This is a genomic window from Microbacterium salsuginis (assembly GCF_012524205.1).
Lineage (GTDB): Bacteria > Actinomycetota > Actinomycetes > Actinomycetales > Microbacteriaceae > Microbacterium > Microbacterium salsuginis.
Map to the genome: position 1 here is coordinate 660,096 of NZ_JABACI010000004.1, position 19,636 is coordinate 679,731.

Sequence of the window (19,636 nt, forward strand, 5' to 3'; positions counted from 1 at the left end):
CCCGGCGTATCCTGGAAGGCATGGACGACTACTGGCTCGCAGTGCTGTGGACTCTGCTGCCGACCGTCGTCGTCAGCGCGATCTTCTTCTTCGTCCTTCGCAGCATCATCCGCGCCGATCGCAACGAGCGGCGCGAGTACGCCCGCATCGAGGCCGAAGAGCGCGCCAAGCGCGGACTGCCGCCCGCCGCCTCCGAGCTCTGACCGTGACCCCCACTACGCTGGGGGCACCGCGCAGTCCGGGGACGTGGAGGGGGTCAGGTGATATCCATCACGATCGATGCGACGTGGTGGGTTCTTGTCGTCTTCGTCGTCGACCTCGCCATCCGCATCGCGGCGATCATCGTCGTGCCACGCAACCGCCGGCCGACGGCCGCGATGGCGTGGCTGCTCGCGATCTACTTCATCCCGATCATCGGCGTCTTCCTGTTCCTGCTGATCGGCAATCCTCGCCTGCCGCGCAAACGCCGCCGCAAGCAGGAACGCATCAACGAGTACATCCACGACACGAGCGAGTCGCTCGACTTCGGAACGCTCCGCCCGCATGCGCCGGACTGGTTCACGTCGCTGGTGACGCTCAACCGCAACCTCGGTGCGATGCCGCTCGCGGGCGACAACTCCGCCCACCTCATTCCGGGCTATCAGGACAGCCTCGACGCGATGGCCGACGCGATCCGCGAGGCCGAGCGCTACGTGCACGTCGAGTTCTACATCTTCCAATCGGATGCCTCGACCGACAACATGTTCCGCGCGCTCGAAGAGGTCGCGGCGCGAGGCGTCACGGTGCGGGTGCTGCTGGACCACTGGGCCAACCGTGGCAAGCCCTTCTACCGGCGCACGCTGAAGCGACTGGACGCGATGGGCGCCCACTGGCACCTGATGCTGCCGGTGCAGCCGTTCAAGGGCAAGTACCAGCGGCCCGACCTGCGCAACCACCGCAAGCTGCTCGTCGTCGACGGGCGCATCGCCTTCACGGGCTCGCAGAACATCACGGACTCGACCTACAACCTCAAGAAGAACATCCGGCGCGGCCTGCACTGGGTCGACCTCATGGCGCGCATCGAAGGCCCGGTCGTGGCATCCGTCAATGCCGTCTTCCTGAGCGACTGGTACAGCGAGACCGACGAGGTGCTCACCGACGAGATCGACCTCTTCGACGTCACGTCTGGCCCCGGCGACCTCGACTGCCAGATCATCCCGTCCGGCCCCGGATTCGAGTTCGAGAACAACCTCAAGCTGTTCGCTGCCCTCCTCTATGCCGCACAGCGGCAGATCATCGTGGTGAGCCCCTACTTCGTACCCGATGAGGCGCTGCTGCTCGCGGTCACGACGGCGTGCCAGCGAGGCATCCACGTCGAGCTGTTCGTCTCGGAGGAGGGCGACCAGGCGATCGTCTACCACGCGCAGCGCAGCTACTACGAGGCGCTGCTGCGCGCCGGCGTGAAGATCTGGATGTACAAGAAGCCCTACATCCTGCACACCAAGAGCCTCACGATCGACGACGAGGTCGCGATCATCGGCTCGAGCAACATGGACATGCGCTCGTTCGGTCTGAACATGGAGATCTCGATGCTCGTGCGCGGCGAGGAGTTCGTGCGCGAGATGCGGGTGGTCGAGGACCAGTACCGCTCCCTGAGTCGCCACCTGACCCTGGAGGAATGGGAGAAGCAGCCGCTGCGCTCCACCGTCCTCGACAACCTCGCCCGCCTGACCTCTGCCCTGCAGTAGCGGGAGGATCGTGACCGGGGTGTTATCGAAGGTCTGAGATTTCCGGCCCGGTTGCGACACCATAGGGGGGACGGATGCCTGGCCTCACGGCATCCCGGATCGAAAGGCCCTCGCATGCCACGTCGCTCATCCTCCGCCCTCGCCGGATCGTTTCTGGTGCTTCTCGTCGCCGGGGCCCTGACCGCCTGCGCGTCCACCGCCGGTCCCGGCTCGCCGGCGACGCCGTCCTCGACCGCGGGCGACTCGTCCGGCGGTGCCGGCACCGAGATCGAGGTCGATGCCGCGTGGCTCGACAACGGCCGCATGATCGGGATCGTCACCGAGGGATCGTCGACCTGCGTGCCCATGGCCGGTGAGGTCGTGCTGAACGGCCACGTGCTCGAGGTCGAACTCGTCGATCCGCCCGCCGACACGGCATGCACGCGCGACCTGGTGCCGCGGGCGACGATCGTCGGGGCGCCCGAGGGCGTCGATCCCACGCAGGAGCTCGAGATCCGCGTGACGTACGGGGAAGGTCACGGCGACACCGACCTCGACGGGGTCGACGGTCTCGACCCGAGCGGTCAGACCGACTACCTGCCGAGCGCCGGCTGGACCGACGACGACGGCGAGTTCATCGTGCTGACGTGGGGCTCGTCCTCGTGTGTACCGGCGGTCGAGGGAGTCACCGCCGCCGGATCCGAGGTGACCGTGACGTTCGCCACGCCGCCCGCGGACCAGGTGTGCACCGCCGACATGGCTCCCCGCGGCACGCTCGTCCAGGCCGAGGGCCTCGACGACGACTCCGAGGCGTTCGCGATCCTCACCGGCGCCGAATTCGACAACATCCGCATCCCCATCATCGGCAACGACTGACGCGTCGGATTCCGGATGCCGCGAGCCGCGGCATCCGGAACCCGTTCGTGTGGTGCCCGGCGTCCCGCGCTCCACGTGCTGCGCCCGGGTTCCGCGCTCCGGTGCCCGGGTTCCCCGTGCTGCGCCCCTCGCTCCGCAGTCGCCTTTTGTCGGCCTACCGCGGCCGTGCTCGCACCTTTTGACTGTTGAGCCTTTCGCTACTCCGCTCCGCAGTCTCTTGTTGCGGTGGAAGCGTCGCTTGATCTGCAAGTTGTGACTGTGGAGTGACGTGCTCACGGGCGCGGGCGGCTGTGGAGGGATGCCGGAGTTTCCACAGTTGTGCGGGTCGGGCGTTTCGTCGTCCACGAGCGCAACCAAGTTCGGAGACATGCAACGCGCTCACATCCCCGACGAACTCGGGGACACGTTCACAGTGGCGCAGGCCCGGTCGGCAGGAGTCTCCGAATCAAGGCTGCGTGGGGGAGATCTCGACGCGCCGTACCGGGGCGTTCGAGTTGTCCGCGGCAGTAGAGCCTCGGAGGGGGAGGCGGGTGGGCTGGTCGTCGGTGACGCCGTGGGCGGCGACGACGCACGAGGGAGCTCCGCGCCGGACGAAGCGAAGGGTGTGGCCGATGCCCGCGAGTTGCGACGACGCGCCATTGTCTTCGCGCTGACGATGGCGTCGAATCAGTTCTTCACTCACGTCACTGCCGCAGTCCTCTGGGGGTTGCCGGTGCCTGCATCGCTCCTTCGAGATGCGTTCGGACGGCTGAGGGACCTGGACGTCGGCGTCCTTGCGCCGCTCCGGCATCCGCGGCACGCAGGTGTTCGCGGTCACCAACTGAAGCGGGGCCGGGCCCATGTCGTGACGCACGAGACCCACGGGGTGCGGCTGACGACACCTGCAAGCACATGGGTAGCCCTGGGTGCCGTGCTCGTCGACCACTACGACCTGGTCGCGATCGCCGATGCCGCCGTGCGCGAGAAGATGTTCAGCGATGACCCTGAGCCCCTGGCGACGCTGGAGCAACTTCACAAGGCCGTAGCCGCTGGGCGCCGGGTCGGCGGACCGGCCCTGCGGCAGGCATTGCCACGGGTGCGGACTCGCTCAGCCTCGCGCATGGAGACGCGTTGCCGACTGATCCTGTCCGATGCCGGACTCGCCGAGCCGGAGTTGAACCACGTCGTACTCGATAGCGACGGAAAGTTCGTCGCGTGTGTCGACCTCGCCTACGCGCAGCAGAAGATCGCTATCGAGTACGAGGGCGAGCACCACCTGCGTGACCCGGAGCAGTGGGCGAAAGACATCGCCCGATACGAGGCGCTGGCCGCGGCGGGCTGGTTCGTCATCCGCGTCACCAAAGCGGACGTGTTCGATGGACGGGCCGACCTGGTGCGGCGCGTTCGCCACGCTCTGCGCGCTCGCGCGTGAGCCCGCCATTCCGCGGTCAGCCTCTGCGCCGCCCGGGTGGGTGCACGCGCAGTATCCGACTGCGGAGCAGATGCGTTCGCCGCTCCGCAGTCAAGAAATGCGGACGGATGCCGCGGCACACGGCGAAAGGTGACTGCGGAGCAGATTCAACCAGGGACCCCAGCTAGGCGTCCGCGCGGACCAGGAGGTCGCCGATCTCGCAGTCCAGGGCGCGGCAGATCGCCGACAGGGTCGAGTAGCGGATCGCCCGGGCCCGGTCGTTCTTGAGGATCGACAGGTTCACGACCGAGACTCCGACCAGCTCCGACAGGCGCGTGAGAGTCATCCCTCTCGCCTCCAGCAGCTCGTCGAGCCGGCAGTGAACCCCGCTCGGGCCTTCGTCCTCGGCGGGCGTCATACGAGCAGGTCCGTCTCGCGCTGCAGGCGGTCTCCGACCGTGAACACCGTGGTCACGATGGCCACCACGAACGCCGCCAGCAGGAGGTGCGACAGGTTCACACTCATGATGACGTTGTCGAACGTGCGTTGCGAGATCGAACGGAACGCGTCGTTGGCGACCATGTTCCCGAAGAACGGCACGCCGGCCAGTCCGGCCAGGCCGGCGATCCCCGCAGTGCTGACGAGGGCCGTGTTGCGACGGCTGAAGACGCGGCCGCGCAGCACCGACGCCGTGACGGCGATCAGGCAGCCCACGACCGTCGCGATCGAGACGACTGCCAGCGCCTGCTCGAGGACGAGCGCACCCATGCCGGCTACTGACAGGCTGTCGGGCGAGAGGAGCGCCGTCTGGAGCTCGACGTCCCGCATCGCGCCGTCGGGTCCGATGGGGGCCTGGCCGGTCGTGCCCTCGAAGACGGCGGGCACCTGGACCCGCCCGCCGGCGGCCTCCACGATGCGCGCGATGCCGAAGTAGGCCGACACGCCGACCAGGGCGACGCCGGCAACGATGAAGAACCACATGGCTGAGACGTCGGACCTGCTCAGCGTCCGCTCGCGTGCCGTACGTGTCATGACTTCCTCCTGGACGAGTCGATGGGTGGGATGAACGGGTCGTGCCTGGTGGCGCTCACACCAGTCCCTCGGTCTCGCGCTGCAAGCGGGCGCCGATCGCGAAGGATGCGGCGACGAGAGCCAGCGCGAAGCTCCAGCCGACGGGCGCGAGGTCGAGCTCGACGAGGAACGTCCAGAAGACGTCGGTGACCTCAGGGGAGGTCGCGGCCAGGTCGTCCACGAGCATCGCCCGGCTGAAGCCGCCGAGCAGCTGCCCGAAGACGCCGCCGGCGAGCACCAGGCACGCGACCACGCCGATCGCATTCGACATGGCGGGACGGAACGGCCGGGCTCGCATCAGCGAGACACCGAGCCACCACGCGACAATGCACACGCCGATGGTCGCGAGTGCCGGGAGGGCTTGCTCGAGCAGCAGCATCCAGCGCACGCCGGCCGGAAGCGAGGTGAAAGTCACCTCGGCTGATGCGTAGGTCGCCGCCGCGATCTCGGGAACGCCGGCCAGCGCGGTCACCTCACCGCCCGTCACGGGCATGCGGATCGTCGGGTCGCTCCCGAAGATCGCGAGTGCGGCGCGGACCACGGCCACGAGGGCCGCCACCGCGACGCTGACCGCGCCGGTCGCGATCAGTCCCAGGGCGAAGCCTTCGCCGCGCGACACGTGCGGGCGTGCTGTCGTTGACATCGGATCACCATTTCCATATCGATAAACGTTGTTATCGAAAAACGATAAGCCCGACGGATGCCAGAGGTCAAGGTGTCACCGGAAGTCCAGACCGCTATGCCCACGGCGAACACGGGTATGCGGCATCCGCCCGCTGGTTACCCTCGATGTAAGGCGCCAGCAGTGCATCACCGCAACCGTGCGCCCCGGAGGAAAAGACGATGTTCGAGAGATTCACCGACCGTGCCCGTCGTGTGGTGGTGCTCGCCCAAGAAGAGGCGAAGATGCTCAACCACAACTACATCGGCACCGAGCACATCCTGCTCGGGCTGATCCACGAAGGCGAGGGAGTCGCCGCCAAGGCGCTGGAATCCCTCGGCATCTCGCTCGACGCCGTCCGCGAGCAGGTCCAGGACATCATCGGCCAGGGCCAGCAGCAGCCGACCGGGCACATCCCGTTCACGCCGCGTGCCAAGAAGGTGCTCGAGCTCAGCCTCCGCGAGGCGCTGCAGCTCGGCCACAACTACATCGGCACCGAGCACATCCTCCTCGGCCTCATCCGCGAGGGCGAGGGTGTCGCCGCGCAGGTGCTGGTGAAGCTCGGCGCCGACCTCAACAAGGTGCGCCAGCAGGTCATCCAGCTGCTCTCGGGCTACCAGGGCAAGGAGCCGGCCGCCGTCTCGGGCGCCGCGAACGAGTCCGCGACAGGTGCGCAGGGCGGCTCGCAGGTGCTCGACCAGTTCGGTCGCAACCTGACGCAGGCTGCGCGCGACAACAAGCTCGACCCGGTGATCGGACGCGAGAAAGAGATCGAGCGCGTCATGCAGATCCTGTCGCGCCGCTCCAAGAACAACCCCGTCCTCATCGGTGAGCCCGGTGTCGGCAAGACGGCCGTCGTCGAGGGTCTCGCGCAGGCGATCGTCAAGAACGACGTCCCCGAGACGCTGAAGGACAAGCAGGTCTACTCGCTCGACCTCGGCTCGCTCATCGCCGGCTCCCGCTACCGCGGTGACTTCGAGGAGCGCCTGAAGAAGGTCACCAAGGAGATCCGCACCCGCGGCGACATCATCGTCTTCATCGACGAGATCCACACGCTCGTGGGTGCCGGTGCCGCCGAGGGCGCGATCGACGCCGCGTCGATCCTCAAGCCCCTCCTCGCCCGTGGCGAGCTCCAGACGATCGGTGCCACGACGCTGGACGAGTACCGCAAGCACTTCGAGAAGGATGCCGCGCTCGAGCGCCGCTTCCAGCCGATCCAGGTCGCCGAGCCGAGCCTGCCCCACGCGATCAACATCCTGAAGGGCCTGCGCGACCGGTACGAGGCGCACCACAAGGTGCAGATCACGGATGGCGCGATCGTGGCCGCCGCGAACCTCGCCGACCGCTACATCGCGGACCGCTTCCTGCCCGACAAGGCGATCGACCTGATCGACGAGGCCGGCGCACGTCTGCGCCTGTCGATCCTGTCGAGCCCGCCCGAGCTGCGCGAGTTCGACGACAAGATCGCCAAGGTCCGTGAGGACAAGGAGCGCGCCTCCGAGGACCAGGACTTCGAGAAGGCCGCCGGCCTGCGCGACGAGGAGAAGTCCCTCCTCGCCGAGCGTCTGCGCCTCGAGAAGCAGTGGCGCTCGGGCGACGTCGCGAGCCACGCGGTGGTCGACGAGGGTCTGATCGCCGAGGTGCTCGCCCAGGCGACCGGCATCCCGGTGTTCAAGCTCACCGAGGAGGAGTCGAGCCGTCTCGTCTTCATGGAGAAGGCGCTGCACCAGCGCGTCATCGGCCAGGAAGAGGCGATCGCCGCCCTCTCCAAGACGATCCGCCGCCAGCGTGCGGGCCTCAAGGACCCGAAGCGTCCGTCGGGCTCGTTCATCTTCGCCGGCCCCACCGGTGTCGGAAAGACCGAGCTCGCCAAGGCGCTCGCCGAGTTCCTGTTCGATGACGAGTCCGCGCTGATCTCGCTGGACATGTCGGAGTTCGGTGAGAAGCACACCGTCTCGCGTCTGTTCGGTGCCCCTCCCGGATTCGTCGGGTTCGAAGAGGGCGGCCAGCTCACCGAGAAGGTGCGCCGCAAGCCGTTCTCGGTCGTGCTGTTCGACGAGATCGAGAAGGCGCACCCCGACATCTTCAACTCGTTGCTGCAGATCCTCGAAGAGGGTCGCCTGACCGATGGTCAGGGCCGTGTCATCGACTTCAAGAACACCGTGATCATCATGACGACCAACCTCGGTTCGTCGGCGATCGCAGGAGGCCCGGTGGGCTTCCAGGTCGAGGGCGATCAGGGCACGACCTACGACCGGATGAAGGGCAAGGTCAACGAAGAGCTCAAGCGCAACTTCAAGCCCGAGTTCCTCAACCGCGTCGATGACATCATCGTGTTCCCGCAGCTGAACAAGGGCGAGCTGGTGCAGATCGTGGATCTGTTCACCAAGCGCCTCGGCGAGCGGCTGCTCGACCGCGACATGACGATCGAGCTGTCGCAGGCCGCGAAGGAGAAGCTGATCGAGATCGGCTTCGACCCGGCGCTGGGCGCCCGGCCGCTGCGTCGTGCGATGCAGCGTGAGGTCGAGGATCGCCTGTCGGAGAAGATCCTGCACGGCGAGCTCAACTCCGGCGACCACGTGACCGTCGACGCCGAGAACGGTGAGTTCGTCTTCGAGAACGGCCCGCGCGGCGAGAAGGTCGCCGTCGGCGTCGTCCACAACGGCGAGATCACCGCGACCCCGGATCTCGCGGCGAACGCGTAACCACTGACGACAGAGAGCGGATGCCGCGGCCACAGGCCGCGGCATCCGCTCTTCGTCTGTCAGCCCGAGAACACCGCGCCGAGCGCGGGCGCCACGTCCCGGTGCGTGCGGATCGCGCGGCATACGCCGCGCCCGCGCGCGGCGAGCTCTCTGCCGAGCGGCAGGTCGTGCTCGCCCGAGATATCCAGAAGCACGTCGAGGCGCGACAGGCGCGCGGCGATCGGGCGCGGGTCGGGGCCGGCGTTGTGCACGCAGTCCGAGAGGAGCAGGACGCGGGCGTCACGCGCCGGAACGCGAGCGAGCTGGCGACCGGCGAGTTCGAGGGGAAATCCGACGTTCGTGAGCCCGCGGGCCGGGAGTCGCAGCAGGGCATCGAGTACGCGATCAGGGACCACCGGGTCGCCCAGGCCCAGCAGCAGAGCCGCGTCCGACCAGAACGCGATAACGGCCAGCGCGTCACGGTGGAGTTCGCCGGCGAGCGCTCCGACGGTGGCGGCCGCCGTGCGGATTCGCTCGCCGCGCATCGAGCCCGAGACATCGACCAGGAGCACGACCGATCGCCGCGTCCGGACGCGCTCGCGGACGATGATGTCCTCATCGTCGGGCACCGGTCGCTCGGCGAGGACCTCGATCGTCCGGTCAAGGTCGATCTCGTCCGACCCGGCGCGATAGGGAACACTGAGCAGTTCGCCCACGCCCCGTCGCGAGGTGACATCCCTGCGCGCCCGCGGCACGGCGAGCCGGGCGGCGATCTGTCGAGCCCGGGCACGGATCGCGGGATCGACGGTGGAGGTGTCGTCGGGCACCGGGACGACCGTCCCGGCTTCGTCGGTCTGCGCGGCAGCAGTCCCACCCGGCGTCGCGGGTGCCGCTGCGCGGTCTCCCGATGCCGGCATCACGAGTCCTGCGGATCCGAGGGAGACGTCGAACACCTGCGGGGGCGCGTCGAGTTGCTTGGGCCGACGGCGCAAAGGAGTGCCGCGCATCGCCGCGCCGCGCTTCTCACGCGCAAGCGGAGAGTCAGCCGCGACTTCTCTTCACCCGGGCGCCGCCTCGTGCGGTTCGAGGATGAACCGGTCCTCCCAGATCTCGCGGAGCACGCGCTCCGGCGTCGTCTCGGCGGCCTCATCGAGATGGATGCGGCCCGAAAGGGCGACGATCATGGCGTCGAACAGCAGCTCCGGGTAGTCGGCGCCCGTGGGCACCTCGAGGCCGCGCAACGCCGCGAGCTGCGTCGCCACGAGTGTCGTGTCGATCGCCCCTCGCACGCTCGAACCCTGGCGGACGTCGGGATGCCCGCGGGTCGCACGAGTCACGGCGACCGCGTCTCGCAGCATCCGCTCCCCGAGGGCTCCCGTAGCTCCCGTCCGCAGCGCGACGATGCGCTCCTCCGCGTCCGCGTCCTGATAGTCCACGGACAAGCGGTTGAGACGATCATGCACACTGGTCGAGAGCCGCGTCGTGCCGACGTTGTCGTACGGATTCATGGACGCGATCACCCGGAACGATGGCGCGGCCGTGATCCGTCCGACGCGGGGCACGGCGATCGAGCGGTCGGCCATGGCCGTCAGCAGTGTATTGAGGGTGTCTTCGGGCGCCCGGTTGAACTCCTCGATGTAGAGGAAGCCGCCCTGTTGCATCGCCTCGATGAGCGGCCCCGGAACGAAGTTCTCGGCCGAGTAGTCCTCACGCAGCACCCGCGCCGGATTGTGATGCCCGACCAGCTTCGCGGGAGTCAGATCGGCGTTGCCCTCGACGAACACGAGCGGAATGCCCCATTCGCCGGTGATCGCGGCGAGCATCGTCGTCTTGCTCGTGCCCGGGGGGCCTTCCAGCACGATGTCCCGTCCGGCGGCCACGGCCGCGAGGGTGAGCTCGAGCTCACGCTGGCGACCGACGACCCGCTCGGCGATCCGGTCGTGACTCCGGCGCAGGTCGGCGGTGCTCGCCGAAGCATTCATCGTCGACGTGCTCACTTGACGGCGGCCCCAGCATCCACCGGCAGGGCGACGCCGGTGACGAACCGCGCCTCGTCGGAGGCGAGCCACAGCAAGGCGTTAGAGATGTCGACCGCCTCGACCCACGGAATGGGGACCGCGTTCATCTGGGTCGCGGCGTCGGCGAAATCCTGTTTGGTGGGATGCTCCAGATCGGGTCGGAACAGCCGATAGATCTGCTCGTTCTGCACCATGTCGGTGTCGACGGTCGTCGGATGGATCGAGTTCACCCGGATCATGTCGGGCGCCAGTTCGAGGGCGAGCGTGCGCATGAGCCCCACCACGCCATGCTTGGCAGAGACGTAGTGCGCGATGTTCTCGTACGCGAACAGCCCTGCGTCAGAACTCGTGAGGACGATCGATCCGCCTCGGCCGCCCGCACGCAGGTGCGGAATCGCCGCTTTGACGGTGCGCCACACACCCGACAGATTGATGTCGAGCATGTTCGTCCACTCGTCATCGGGGATGTCTTCCGACTTGTTCGGGCTGCCCGAGATACCCGCGTTCGCCGAGACGATGTCGAGCCGTCCGAGCTCAGCGACGCCATGGTCGACCACTGCCTTGAGCTGTGCGAAATCGCGCACGTCGGCCTTCTCCGCCACGATCCGCCGATCGAGCGCCTCGACCTGCCGCACGGTCTCGGCCAAGTCCTCCTGCGTGGCCGGATCGTACGGATTCTCGGGGATCGCCTCGCAGATGTCGATGGCGATGATGTCGGCACCCTCCTGCGCGAGGCGCACGGCGTGCGAGCGCCCCTGGCCGCGAGCGGCTCCCGTGATGAATGCGACCTTTCCTTCTACCCGTCCCATGTCTTCTTTCCCTTCTCCAGGCGTGTCGGAATCAGTACTGCGTGTTGCCGGCGTCGACGGTCATCGGGAGGGCCGTGACGTAGCGGGCTTCGTCGCTCGCCAGGAACAGCACGGCGTTGGACTGGTCGCGTGGCTGGGTCGTCTCGATGGGCAGCATGTTCGTGAGCATCCCGCCCACGCGAGGATGCTTCTCCAGCAGCGGCGGGTACGCATCCGCCATCTCGCCCATCGCGGTCTCCACGCCCGTCGGGTGCAGCGTGTTGACGCGGATGTTGTGCTCGGCCAACTCTGTCGCGAACGCCTTGCCGAGCCCGGTGACGCCGAACTTCGATGCCACGTATGGGGTGAGGAACGGCAAGCCCTTCAGTCCCGCTGCCGAGCTGGTCAGGATGATCGACCCGCCGCCGGCGGCGATCAGGTGCGGTGCGGTGAGCTGGACAGTGTTGAAGACACCGGTCAGGTTGGTCGAGATCGTCGTGTCCCAGATCTCCGGGGTCACCTCGTCCCATGGCGCGATGATGCAGATTCCGGCGTTGCCCACCACGATGTCGAGTCGGCCGAGCGTCGCCACTCCCTCGTCGATCGCTGTCTTGAAGACGTTGCGGTCGCGGACGTCGGTCACACTCGCGACGATCCTCCGGTCGAGCTCCTCGACCTGGCGGACGGTCTCCGCGAGATCCTCCTCGGTTGCCGCGGAATACTGCAGCCCCGGGACCGGACCGCAGAGGTCCACCGCGATGATGTCTGCGCCCTCCTCGGCCAGGCGGAGGGCATGACTGCGGCCCTGCCCCCGCGCGGCTCCGGTGACGAGGGCGACCTTGCCGTCGACTCTTCCCATGTGTGTTTCTCCTTCGGGTGATGTCCGGGCTACTTGACCGGATCCGGGTTGTAGCCGGGTTGCAGGAGGTGGCCTGCGTCTACGGGCACCGAGATGCCTGTGACGGCCGAGGCCAGCTCGGAGTTGAGCCATAGTGCCGCGTCGGCGATGCGCTGCGGCGAGAGGAAGCCGGCGCCTTTCAGCGCGTGGAAGGAATACCCGGCTTCGAGCATGTCGGCCTCCGTGCCCTGCCCGGCCGGTTTGCCCGACATCATGTCCCACGCCCCCTGCCAGCTCGTCATCGGAGTGAGGATGGCGCCAGGATGAACGGCGTTCACTCGGATGCCGTGCCGCGCGTACTCCAGCGCGAGGGTCTTCATGACGCCGACGACGCCGAACTTCGCCGCGCAGTAGTGGACGTAGTTGGCGCCGGGTTCAAGCCCGTTGATGGACGACGTCATCACGATCGACCCACCGCCGCGTTCCATCATGTGCGGCAGCACTGCCTTCGCCGACTTCCAGACCCCCGTCAGATTGACGGCGATCATGTCGTCCCACATCTCGTCGGTCATCTCGTGAGCCGGGGCGAGTGAGAAGATCCCCGCATTCGCGATCAGCGCGTCGATCCTGCCGAGTTCAGCGACGCCCTCGGCCACCGCGCGGTCGAGGTCGGCCTGACGGCGAACGTCGCCCACGACCGACACGATCCTTCGGTCGAGAGCCTCCACCTGGCGGGCTGTCTCGTCGAAGTCGTCCTGGCTCGCCATCGGATAGTCGACCGTGCCGATCTGGTCGAGCGTGTCCATGATCACGACGTCGGCGCCTTCACGTGCGCTGGTGACGGCGTGTGCGCGGCCCTGTCCGCGGGACCCGCCGGTGACGAACACGACCTTCCCCTCCAGTAGTCCCATGCTCCCTCTCCCTTCTGATCGCGGGCACGCCGCTGACACCCGGGTGAGCGCACACCCTGACCGGCGCCCACGTCATCGCGGGCGTGCAAGGGGCTGCGGGCTCAGCGGGGGTCGGGGCGGTTGCCCTCCTGGTGGCACCATTCGGCGCCGGTTGACGCGCGGTCGTGCAGTAATGCCGGCGCCTGCGCGCCGAGGCGGTACCGGGCGGACCGCGCACCAGCCAGGGCTACCCCAGCCTGCGGCGTCCGACGGGTACCGGCATCCATCTGCGATGCTCCTTCTGCGAGGTCCGCCCACATTGGCGGATCTCCGTAGTGGCACGATACTAATGACACTCGGTGCCTAATGGAAGGGGCCGGATGAACCACCTCGACGCTGCCGCCGGGCGTCCCCGCATCGGGCGCTCACCGGCGACCACCCGCGGCGAGCTCAGTCACATCGCGCTGGGGCTGTTTCTCGAGCGCGGTTTCGATGAGACCACCGTCGATGACATCGTGAGGGCCGCGGGTATCGGGCGTCGTACGTTCTTCCGTTACTTCACATCCAAGAACGACCTGCCGTGGGGAGAGTTCGACGACCTGCTCGACGGGATGCGCGCGCATCTCGCCTCGGTTCCCCGCGATGTGCCGCTGATGGAGGCGCTCCGCCAGGCCGTCGTGGAGTTCAACAGGTTTCCGGCCGACGAGATCCCGTTCCACCGGCAGCGGATGTGGCTGCTGCTGAACGTCCCTGATCTCATGGCCCACTCCACACTGCGCTACAGCGGGTGGCGGCAGGTCGTGGCCGAGTTCGTCGCGGATCGTCGCGGTGAACCGGCGAACTCGCTCGCGGCACAGTCCATCGCCTGGGTCTGCTTGAGTCTGTGCCTGGCGGCGTACGAGCAGTGGCTCGAACGGGACGACGCCGACTTGCTCGGCCTGCTCGATGAGGCGTTCGACCGCATCGCGGAGGCGTTCGGCGCTGTGTGACCGAGCGCGAACCGTGGCGGGGCCCGCGGAGGCAGGGACCGGGCTCTACGCTGGTTCGATGAGCGAGTTCACGGTGCGGCCGGCCCGCACGAAGGACGTCCGCGGCATCCAGGCGATCCTCGAGCCGTTCGTGCAGCGCCGGATCCTGCTCGGCAAGGACTTGGTCGTGCTCTACGAGGCGACGCAGCAGTTCGTCGTCGCCGAGGACGCCGAGGGCAACCTGGTCGGCTGCGGCGCCCTTCACGTCATGTGGGAGGACCTCGGCGAGATCCGCACGCTGATCGTCGTCGACGAGTGGCTGCACCACGGCGTGGGCCGTGCCATCGTCGAAGCCCTCGAAGACAACGCCCGCACGCTCGGGATCTCCCGGCTGTTCTGCCTCACGTTCGAGGTGGACTTCTTCACCCGCCGCGGGTTCGCGCCGATCGGCGAGCAGGTCGTCGATCCCGACGTCTACTCGCAGCTGATCCGCTCTCCCGACGAGGGCGTGGCGGAGTTCCTGGACCTCGCGCACGTGAAGCCGAACACCCTCGGCAACACGCGCATGCTCAAGCAGCTCTGAGGAGGGACACCGCCGCCGAGCTCAGTCGAAGAGGTCGCTGAGCCAGTGCTCCTTCTTCTTCTTGCGGTGGTAGCCCTGGTCGTATCCCTGCTGTCCGTAGCGCGGGTCGTACGACTGCTGCTCGGGGTAGCGCGGGTCGGCGTAGCCGCGATCCGGCTGTCCGTATGCGGGCTGCCCGCCATAGGCGGGCGGAGCAGGTGCGGCGGGAGCCGCCGGGGCCGCTGGCGCGGCGGGACCGGCTTCGCGCTCCGCGCGCTCGAGGATCTTGTCGAGCTCGCCGCGGTCGAGCCACACGCCGCGACACGTCGGGCAGTAGTCGATCTCGACGCCCGAGCGTTCGCTCATGACGAGCACGGAACCATCGGTGGGGCACTTCATGGGGTCCTCCTGGGGTCGATCCGACCCTAGCGATCCGGGCTCTCCGTCTCCTGTGAGAACACGCTGTCCGCGCGCCGACCAGGGGGACGGATGCCTCGGCCTTACCCTGTTGTCATGACCGGCACGCCCGCCCGACGACGCCACTCCCCAGCGGTGTACCGTCGTCGCCGGCTGGTGCTGATCATCACGCTGCTGGTGATCGCGGGAGTGATCTGGCTGCTCATCGCGCAGCCCTGGCGAGGGTGGGGCGCCGAGAGCACCGGTGACGACGCGAAGCCGCAGTCTCAGAACACGGCGACCTCCCTGCCCGTGCCGACGTCGCCGCAGCCCAACCCCACCGGGACCGGGACCGGTGCCGTCGAGGGAGCGGTCGTCGAGGGCACGTCGACCCCGTCGGCCACGCCGGGGGCGACTCCGACCGCGCAGCCGTGTGTCGCGGGCGACATCGTGGTCGAGCCCGTCACGACCCAGGATTCGTACACCGGCGACCAGAGCCCGCAGTTCTTGATCTCGCTCACCAACAACGGCGCCGACTGCACGCTGAACGTCGGCACGAGCGCCCAGTCCTTCACCGTGACCAGCGGCAGCGACACGTGGTGGAGGTCGACCGACTGCCAGAGCGAGCCCAGCGACATGATCGTGCTGCTCGGTGCCGGCCAGACGGTCACGAGCGCCGCCCCGCTCACCTGGGATCGCACTCGCTCTGCCGTCGGCACCTGCGATGACCCGACCCGTCCGCGCGCACCGGGCGGCGGATCGTCGTACCACCTGGCCGTCGAGATCGGCGGCATCGCCTCGACGCAGTCGAAGCAGTTCCTGCTCTACTGATAGCCGCCCCGGGTCCCTCGCGGGCCTCGTAGGCTCGAACCATGAGTGCGCGCCGGGCACGCTTGCTTCCCCTGGCCTGTCTGCTGGTGGCCGTTCTGTCTGCGTGCGCCGCATCTCCTGCCGACCCGCCGGCGGGCGAGCGGCAGATGCCGTCAGCATCCGCGACGCCGCCCGCAAGTCCGTCGGAGGGGACGACCCAGTCGACGCGGGTCGCGGTCATCGGCGACTCGTTCACCACGGGCTCGCCGATGGATTCCGGTCCGCCGGCGCTCTGGCCGGCGCTCCTGTCCGATGACTTCACCGTCACAGCGTACGCGTGGAGCGGCACCGGGTACGCGGCGACGTGGATCTCGCCGGATGGCCCCAGCAACTTCGTGACCCGCGTGGAGCAGATGCCCGAAGAGGGGATCGACAGCCTCGTCTTCTTCGGTTCGATCAACGACGGCTTGCTCGGTTACGACGCCACTCGCGAAGCCGCGGACGAAGCGTTCGCGAATGCACGGACGAAGTGGCCCGACGCGACGATCCTGGTCGTCGGGCCCGCCTCCCCGATCTGGCCTGTCCCCGAGAGCTATCTGGAAGCGAGGGACGCGACACGGGATGCTGCACGGGCGGCCGGACTGACGTTCGTCGACCCGATCGACGCCGGCTGGTTCGAGGGGATGCCGGACCTCATCGGCCTGGATGGCATCCATCCGAACGATCAGGGGCACGCCTATCTCGCCGATCAGATGCGCCGCGTCCTCGAGCAGCATCTGCCCTGACGCCGTCATCACCCGGCTGCGGGCGGAAGTGCGGGGCGGGACGTCCCCCCGGTCGTCCCGCCCTGCGTCCCCGTCTGTCACGGCTTGTCGCCGAAGACCTCTTTCTCCATCGTGTCGTAGCCCTCTTCCTGCGGGTCGCGGTGCTCGCCGCCCGACAGGGCGTACTCCTCTTCGGGCGAGAGCACCAGGCGATGCCGGAAGAAGAACGCGAACCCCGCGAGCAACACGACGTAAACGATGCCGATGGCGATGATCGCCGGCAGGAACGTCGGGTTCAGCAGGAAGCCGACGAAGATCAGCAGGGCGATCGCGGCGGCGATGACCGCGCCGGTGATGCCCCACGGGCTGAGGTACGGGCGCTCGGCGTTCGGGAACTTGCGGCGCAGGATGATGAACGAGACCATCTGCAGGAAATAGGCGAGAACAGCTCCCCAAACCGCGATGTTCAGCACGATCGCGCCGGCGACGCTGCCCGATCCGCCGGCGAACTCGATGATCAGGAGCGCCACGAATCCGATGACCGCACCGACGACGAGAGCCACCCACGGCGTCTTGCGCTTGCCCGTCAGCGACAGGAAGCGCGGGTAGTAGCCGGCGCGTGACAACGAGTACATGTTGCGCCCGTACGCGAACATGATGCCCTGCAGCGACGCGAGCAGCCCGACGAGTGCGAACAACGCCAGCACGGCCGCGAGCCCGTCGCCGACGATCGCGCGGAAGCCGTCGAGCAGCGGCTCGGCCGCGACGCCGGTGGCTTCCGCCCCGAGGACCCCGGTGTTGAGGAACAGGACGAGGAGGCCGGTGACGATGAGCGTGCCGCGAGCCCAGAAGCCGGCGCGCGGGATGTCGCGGACCGGGTCGTGGGACTCCTCCGCGGCGAGCGGCAACTCCTCGATGCCGAGGAAGAACCACATCGCGAAGGGCAGAGCGAACAGGATCGGCAGCACTCCGTGCGGCAGGAACTCGGTCTGACCCGGGTCGGGAGCGATGTCCCACAGGTTCGCCCACGAGAACGCGCCGGAGAAGATCGCCATCACAGAGAAGACGAGGATGATGCCGATCGAGATCACCGAGACCACGATCGCGAATTTGAACGAGATCGCGGCACCCGCGGCATTCAATCCGATGAAGACGAGGTAAAGGATGATCCACCACAGCCAGCCCGGCAGCGAGACGCCCAGCAGCTCCGACGTGATCGCGTCCGCGTAGGAGGCCGAGAAGAAGACGATGACGGCGGTGGTCGCGACGTATTCGATCGTTTCGGCGGCGCCGGTGATGAGGCCTCCCCAGGGCCCCATCGCCGACCGCGCGAAGGAATACGCGCCCCCAGTGTGCGGCATCGCCGCCGCCATCTCGCCGATCGAGAAGATCATCCCGTAGTACATGGCGACGAGGATGACGAACGCGATCAGCATTCCGCCGAATCCGGCGAAGTCGATCCCGAAGTTCCAGCCCGAGAAGTCGCCCGAGATGACCGCGGCGACCGCGAGCCCCCACAGGCCCCAGACACCCGCAGAGCGCTTCAGCCCTCGCCTCTCGAAGTAGTCCTGACCGGCACGGGTATAGGTCGCCCCAGCGACCTTGGCCGAGTCCTCTCTCGCCGCGGGAGGATTGCTGGGCTGTGCTGCACTGCTCGCTTGGGACATCGGTCCTCCGGGAGTCGGATACGGACGTGCGCTCGGGTCGGCGCGACAATGCGCCTGCGCTGATTGTCGTGCCTATTGGTGGGCTGTGTCTACCTTTGAATCGAATTTCGCCATAGAGTGATCGCGTGAGCGCGGTTCGGGGGAACCGCGCTCACGACGCGAAAGACGCCGACAAGAGGAGGACGGATGCCGGGCAACCTCACCGTCGAGCAGCTGAACGACCGCATCGCGGCCGGCGAGATCGACACCGTCGTCGTGGCGTTCGCCGACGCGCAGGGCCGACTTTCCGGCAAGCGGGTCTCGGCCCGGCTGTTCCAGGAGGAGGTGCTGCCGCACGGCGCCGAGGCCTGCAACTACCTGCTCTCGGTCGACGTCGACATGAACACCGTCGACGGCTACGCCATGTCGAGCTGGGACACCGGCTACGGCGACATGATGCTGCGGCCCGACCCGGCGACGTTGCGCGTGCTGCCGTGGCACCCCGGCAGCGCCTTCGTCATGGCCGACCTCACGTGGGAGAACGGCGACCCCGTCGCACAGTCGCCGCGCGACATCCTGAACCGCCAGCGCTCTCGCCTCGCCGACCGCGGCCTCGTCGCCTACTCGGGCACCGAGCTCGAGTTCATCGTCTTCGACGACACCTACCGGGACGCCTGGGCCAAGGGCTACCAGGGGCTGACCCCCTCGACCGATTACAACGTCGACTACGACCTGCTCGCGTCGGGACGGCTCGAGCCGCTGCTGCGTGACATCCGGCGCTCGATGGATGCCGCGGGCCTGTACACCGAGGGCGTCAAAGGCGAGTGCAACCTGGGCCAGCAGGAGATCGCGTTCCGCTACGCCGAGACGCTCGAGACCGCCGACCAGCACGCGCTCTACAAGAACGGCGCGAAGGCCATCGCGGACGCCCACGGCAAGTCGCTCACGTTCATGGCCAAGTTCAACGAGCGTGAGGGCAACAGCTGCCACATCCACCTGTCGGTGCGATCCGATGAGGGCGAGCCGGTCATGGCCGGTGACGGTCGCCGCGGCTTCAGCCCGTTCATGGAGCACTGGATCGCCGGCATCCTGGCCACCCTCCGCGAGTTCACGCTGCTCTACGCGCCGAACATCAACTCCTACAAGCGCTTCGCCAAGGGGTCGTTCGCGCCCACCGGCATCGCGTGGGGCATCGACAACCGGACCTGCGCGCTCCGGGTGATCGGGCGTGGCTCGTCGCTGCGCGTCGAGAACCGCGTGCCCGGTGGCGACGTCAATCCCTACCTCGGCATCGCCGCGATCATCGCGGGCGGCCTGCACGGCGTCGAGCACGAGCTGCCGCTGCCCGACCCGCTCGCCGGCAACGCGTACACGTCAGGCGTCGACCACCTTCCGACGACGCTGCGTGAGGCCGCGCGGCTGTTCGACGAGTCGGCGATCGCCCGCGCGGCGTTCGGCGACGACATGGTCGAGCACTATCTGAATCAGGCGCGCATCGAGGTCGAGGCCTATGACGCGGTCGTGACCGACTGGGAGAGGGTGCGTGGCTTTGAGCGGCTCTAGGCGTC

At 67.9% G+C, this 19,636-nt stretch carries 20 protein-coding genes; 10 read left to right on the top strand and 10 right to left on the bottom strand.

Annotation, left to right across the window (positions count from 1 at the left end; translation table 11 throughout):
• Positions 1 to 20: 20 nt before the first annotated feature.
• The 4 genes from HF576_RS14825 to HF576_RS20795 all read left to right on the top strand — a co-directional run bounded on the left by HF576_RS14825 (position 21) and on the right by HF576_RS20795 (position 3,993).
• A complete protein-coding gene (locus tag HF576_RS14825; protein ID WP_168913555.1) occupies positions 21 to 203 on the top strand; it encodes a hypothetical protein in 183 nt (60 codons plus the stop codon).
• 57 nt (positions 204 to 260) lie between these two features.
• The gene (gene cls / locus HF576_RS14830) at positions 261 to 1,727 is read left to right on the top strand and encodes a cardiolipin synthase (RefSeq protein ID WP_168913556.1); all 1,467 of its coding nucleotides are present in this window, start codon (positions 261 to 263) and stop codon (positions 1,725 to 1,727) included.
• A 114-nt stretch (positions 1,728 to 1,841) separates the two neighbouring features.
• Complete coding sequence (locus tag HF576_RS14835) at positions 1,842 to 2,582, top strand: hypothetical protein (RefSeq protein ID WP_168913557.1); 741 nt, start codon at positions 1,842 to 1,844, stop codon at positions 2,580 to 2,582.
• 553 nt (positions 2,583 to 3,135) lie between these two features.
• Positions 3,136 to 3,993 carry a DUF559 domain-containing protein gene (locus HF576_RS20795; protein WP_168913558.1) on the top strand — a complete coding sequence of 286 codons (858 nt, stop codon included), beginning with the start codon at positions 3,136 to 3,138 and terminating at the stop codon, positions 3,991 to 3,993.
• Between the two features lie 163 nt (positions 3,994 to 4,156).
• On the opposite strand, the gene HF576_RS14845 is transcribed toward HF576_RS20795, so the two are convergent.
• The 3 genes from HF576_RS14845 to HF576_RS14855 are packed head-to-tail and all read right to left on the bottom strand — an operon-like array spanning position 4,157 to position 5,686.
• Positions 4,157 to 4,390: a helix-turn-helix domain-containing protein gene (locus tag HF576_RS14845; RefSeq protein ID WP_168913559.1), complete on the bottom strand. Its 234-nt coding sequence runs from the start codon at positions 4,388 to 4,390 to the stop codon at positions 4,157 to 4,159.
• Complete coding sequence (locus HF576_RS14850; RefSeq protein ID WP_168913560.1) at positions 4,387 to 5,004, bottom strand: hypothetical protein; 618 nt, start codon at positions 5,002 to 5,004, stop codon at positions 4,387 to 4,389. The genes HF576_RS14845 and HF576_RS14850 overlap by 4 nt, the downstream gene beginning before the upstream one ends.
• A gap of 55 nt (positions 5,005 to 5,059) precedes the next feature.
• Positions 5,060 to 5,686: a hypothetical protein gene (locus HF576_RS14855; RefSeq protein WP_168913561.1), complete on the bottom strand. Its 627-nt coding sequence runs from the start codon at positions 5,684 to 5,686 to the stop codon at positions 5,060 to 5,062.
• Between the two features lie 200 nt (positions 5,687 to 5,886).
• On the opposite strand from HF576_RS14855, the gene HF576_RS14860 reads away from it, so the two are divergent.
• Positions 5,887 to 8,409 carry an ATP-dependent Clp protease ATP-binding subunit gene (locus HF576_RS14860; RefSeq protein WP_168913562.1) on the top strand — a complete coding sequence of 841 codons (2,523 nt, stop codon included), beginning with the start codon at positions 5,887 to 5,889 and terminating at the stop codon, positions 8,407 to 8,409.
• Positions 8,410 to 8,468: 59 nt separating this feature from the next.
• Here the strand turns inward: HF576_RS14860 and HF576_RS14865 are convergent, their stop codons facing one another.
• Genes HF576_RS14865 through HF576_RS14885 form a run of 5 tightly spaced genes read right to left on the bottom strand, consistent with a single transcriptional unit; the run spans position 8,469 to position 12,943 of the window.
• Positions 8,469 to 9,395 (bottom strand): vWA domain-containing protein, encoded by a 927-nt coding sequence (locus HF576_RS14865; RefSeq protein WP_168913563.1) that lies wholly within the window; start codon positions 9,393 to 9,395, stop codon positions 8,469 to 8,471.
• 51 nt (positions 9,396 to 9,446) lie between these two features.
• Entirely contained in the window at positions 9,447 to 10,370 is a 924-nt protein-coding gene (locus tag HF576_RS14870; RefSeq protein ID WP_168913564.1) for an AAA family ATPase, read from the bottom strand.
• An 11-nt stretch (positions 10,371 to 10,381) separates the two neighbouring features.
• Entirely contained in the window at positions 10,382 to 11,215 is an 834-nt protein-coding gene (locus HF576_RS14875) for a mycofactocin-coupled SDR family oxidoreductase (protein ID WP_168913565.1), read from the bottom strand.
• Positions 11,216 to 11,246: 31 nt separating this feature from the next.
• Positions 11,247 to 12,053: a mycofactocin-coupled SDR family oxidoreductase gene (locus HF576_RS14880; protein ID WP_168913566.1), complete on the bottom strand. Its 807-nt coding sequence runs from the start codon at positions 12,051 to 12,053 to the stop codon at positions 11,247 to 11,249.
• Positions 12,054 to 12,082: 29 nt separating this feature from the next.
• Entirely contained in the window at positions 12,083 to 12,943 is an 861-nt protein-coding gene (locus tag HF576_RS14885; RefSeq protein WP_168913567.1) for a mycofactocin-coupled SDR family oxidoreductase, read from the bottom strand.
• Positions 12,944 to 13,302: 359 nt separating this feature from the next.
• On the opposite strand from HF576_RS14885, the gene mftR reads away from it, so the two are divergent.
• Entirely contained in the window at positions 13,303 to 13,911 is a 609-nt protein-coding gene (mftR, locus tag HF576_RS14890; protein WP_168913568.1) for a mycofactocin system transcriptional regulator, read from the top strand.
• A 58-nt stretch (positions 13,912 to 13,969) separates the two neighbouring features.
• Positions 13,970 to 14,473, top strand: coding sequence for an amino-acid N-acetyltransferase (locus HF576_RS14895; RefSeq protein ID WP_168913569.1), 504 nt, complete (start codon positions 13,970 to 13,972; stop codon positions 14,471 to 14,473).
• A gap of 21 nt (positions 14,474 to 14,494) precedes the next feature.
• On the opposite strand, the gene HF576_RS14900 is transcribed toward HF576_RS14895, so the two are convergent.
• A complete protein-coding gene (locus tag HF576_RS14900; protein WP_168913570.1) occupies positions 14,495 to 14,851 on the bottom strand; it encodes a TFIIB-type zinc ribbon-containing protein in 357 nt (118 codons plus the stop codon).
• Positions 14,852 to 14,965: 114 nt separating this feature from the next.
• Between HF576_RS14900 and HF576_RS14905 the strand changes: the two genes are divergently transcribed.
• Together HF576_RS14905 and HF576_RS14910 are read left to right on the top strand one after the other, a co-directional pair.
• Positions 14,966 to 15,679: a RodZ family helix-turn-helix domain-containing protein gene (locus HF576_RS14905; RefSeq protein ID WP_168913571.1), complete on the top strand. Its 714-nt coding sequence runs from the start codon at positions 14,966 to 14,968 to the stop codon at positions 15,677 to 15,679.
• Positions 15,680 to 15,720: 41 nt separating this feature from the next.
• Positions 15,721 to 16,443: an SGNH/GDSL hydrolase family protein gene (locus HF576_RS14910; protein ID WP_168913572.1), complete on the top strand. Its 723-nt coding sequence runs from the start codon at positions 15,721 to 15,723 to the stop codon at positions 16,441 to 16,443.
• Positions 16,444 to 16,520: 77 nt separating this feature from the next.
• On the opposite strand, the gene HF576_RS14915 is transcribed toward HF576_RS14910, so the two are convergent.
• Positions 16,521 to 18,089, bottom strand: a complete 1,569-nt coding sequence (locus HF576_RS14915) for an amino acid permease (protein ID WP_168913573.1) — start codon at positions 18,087 to 18,089, stop codon at positions 16,521 to 16,523.
• A gap of 186 nt (positions 18,090 to 18,275) precedes the next feature.
• Here HF576_RS14915 and HF576_RS14920 point away from each other — a divergent pair, with 186 nt between their 5' ends.
• Complete coding sequence (locus HF576_RS14920; RefSeq protein ID WP_168913574.1) at positions 18,276 to 19,631, top strand: glutamine synthetase family protein; 1,356 nt, start codon at positions 18,276 to 18,278, stop codon at positions 19,629 to 19,631.
• Positions 19,632 to 19,636 lie beyond the last annotated feature (5 nt).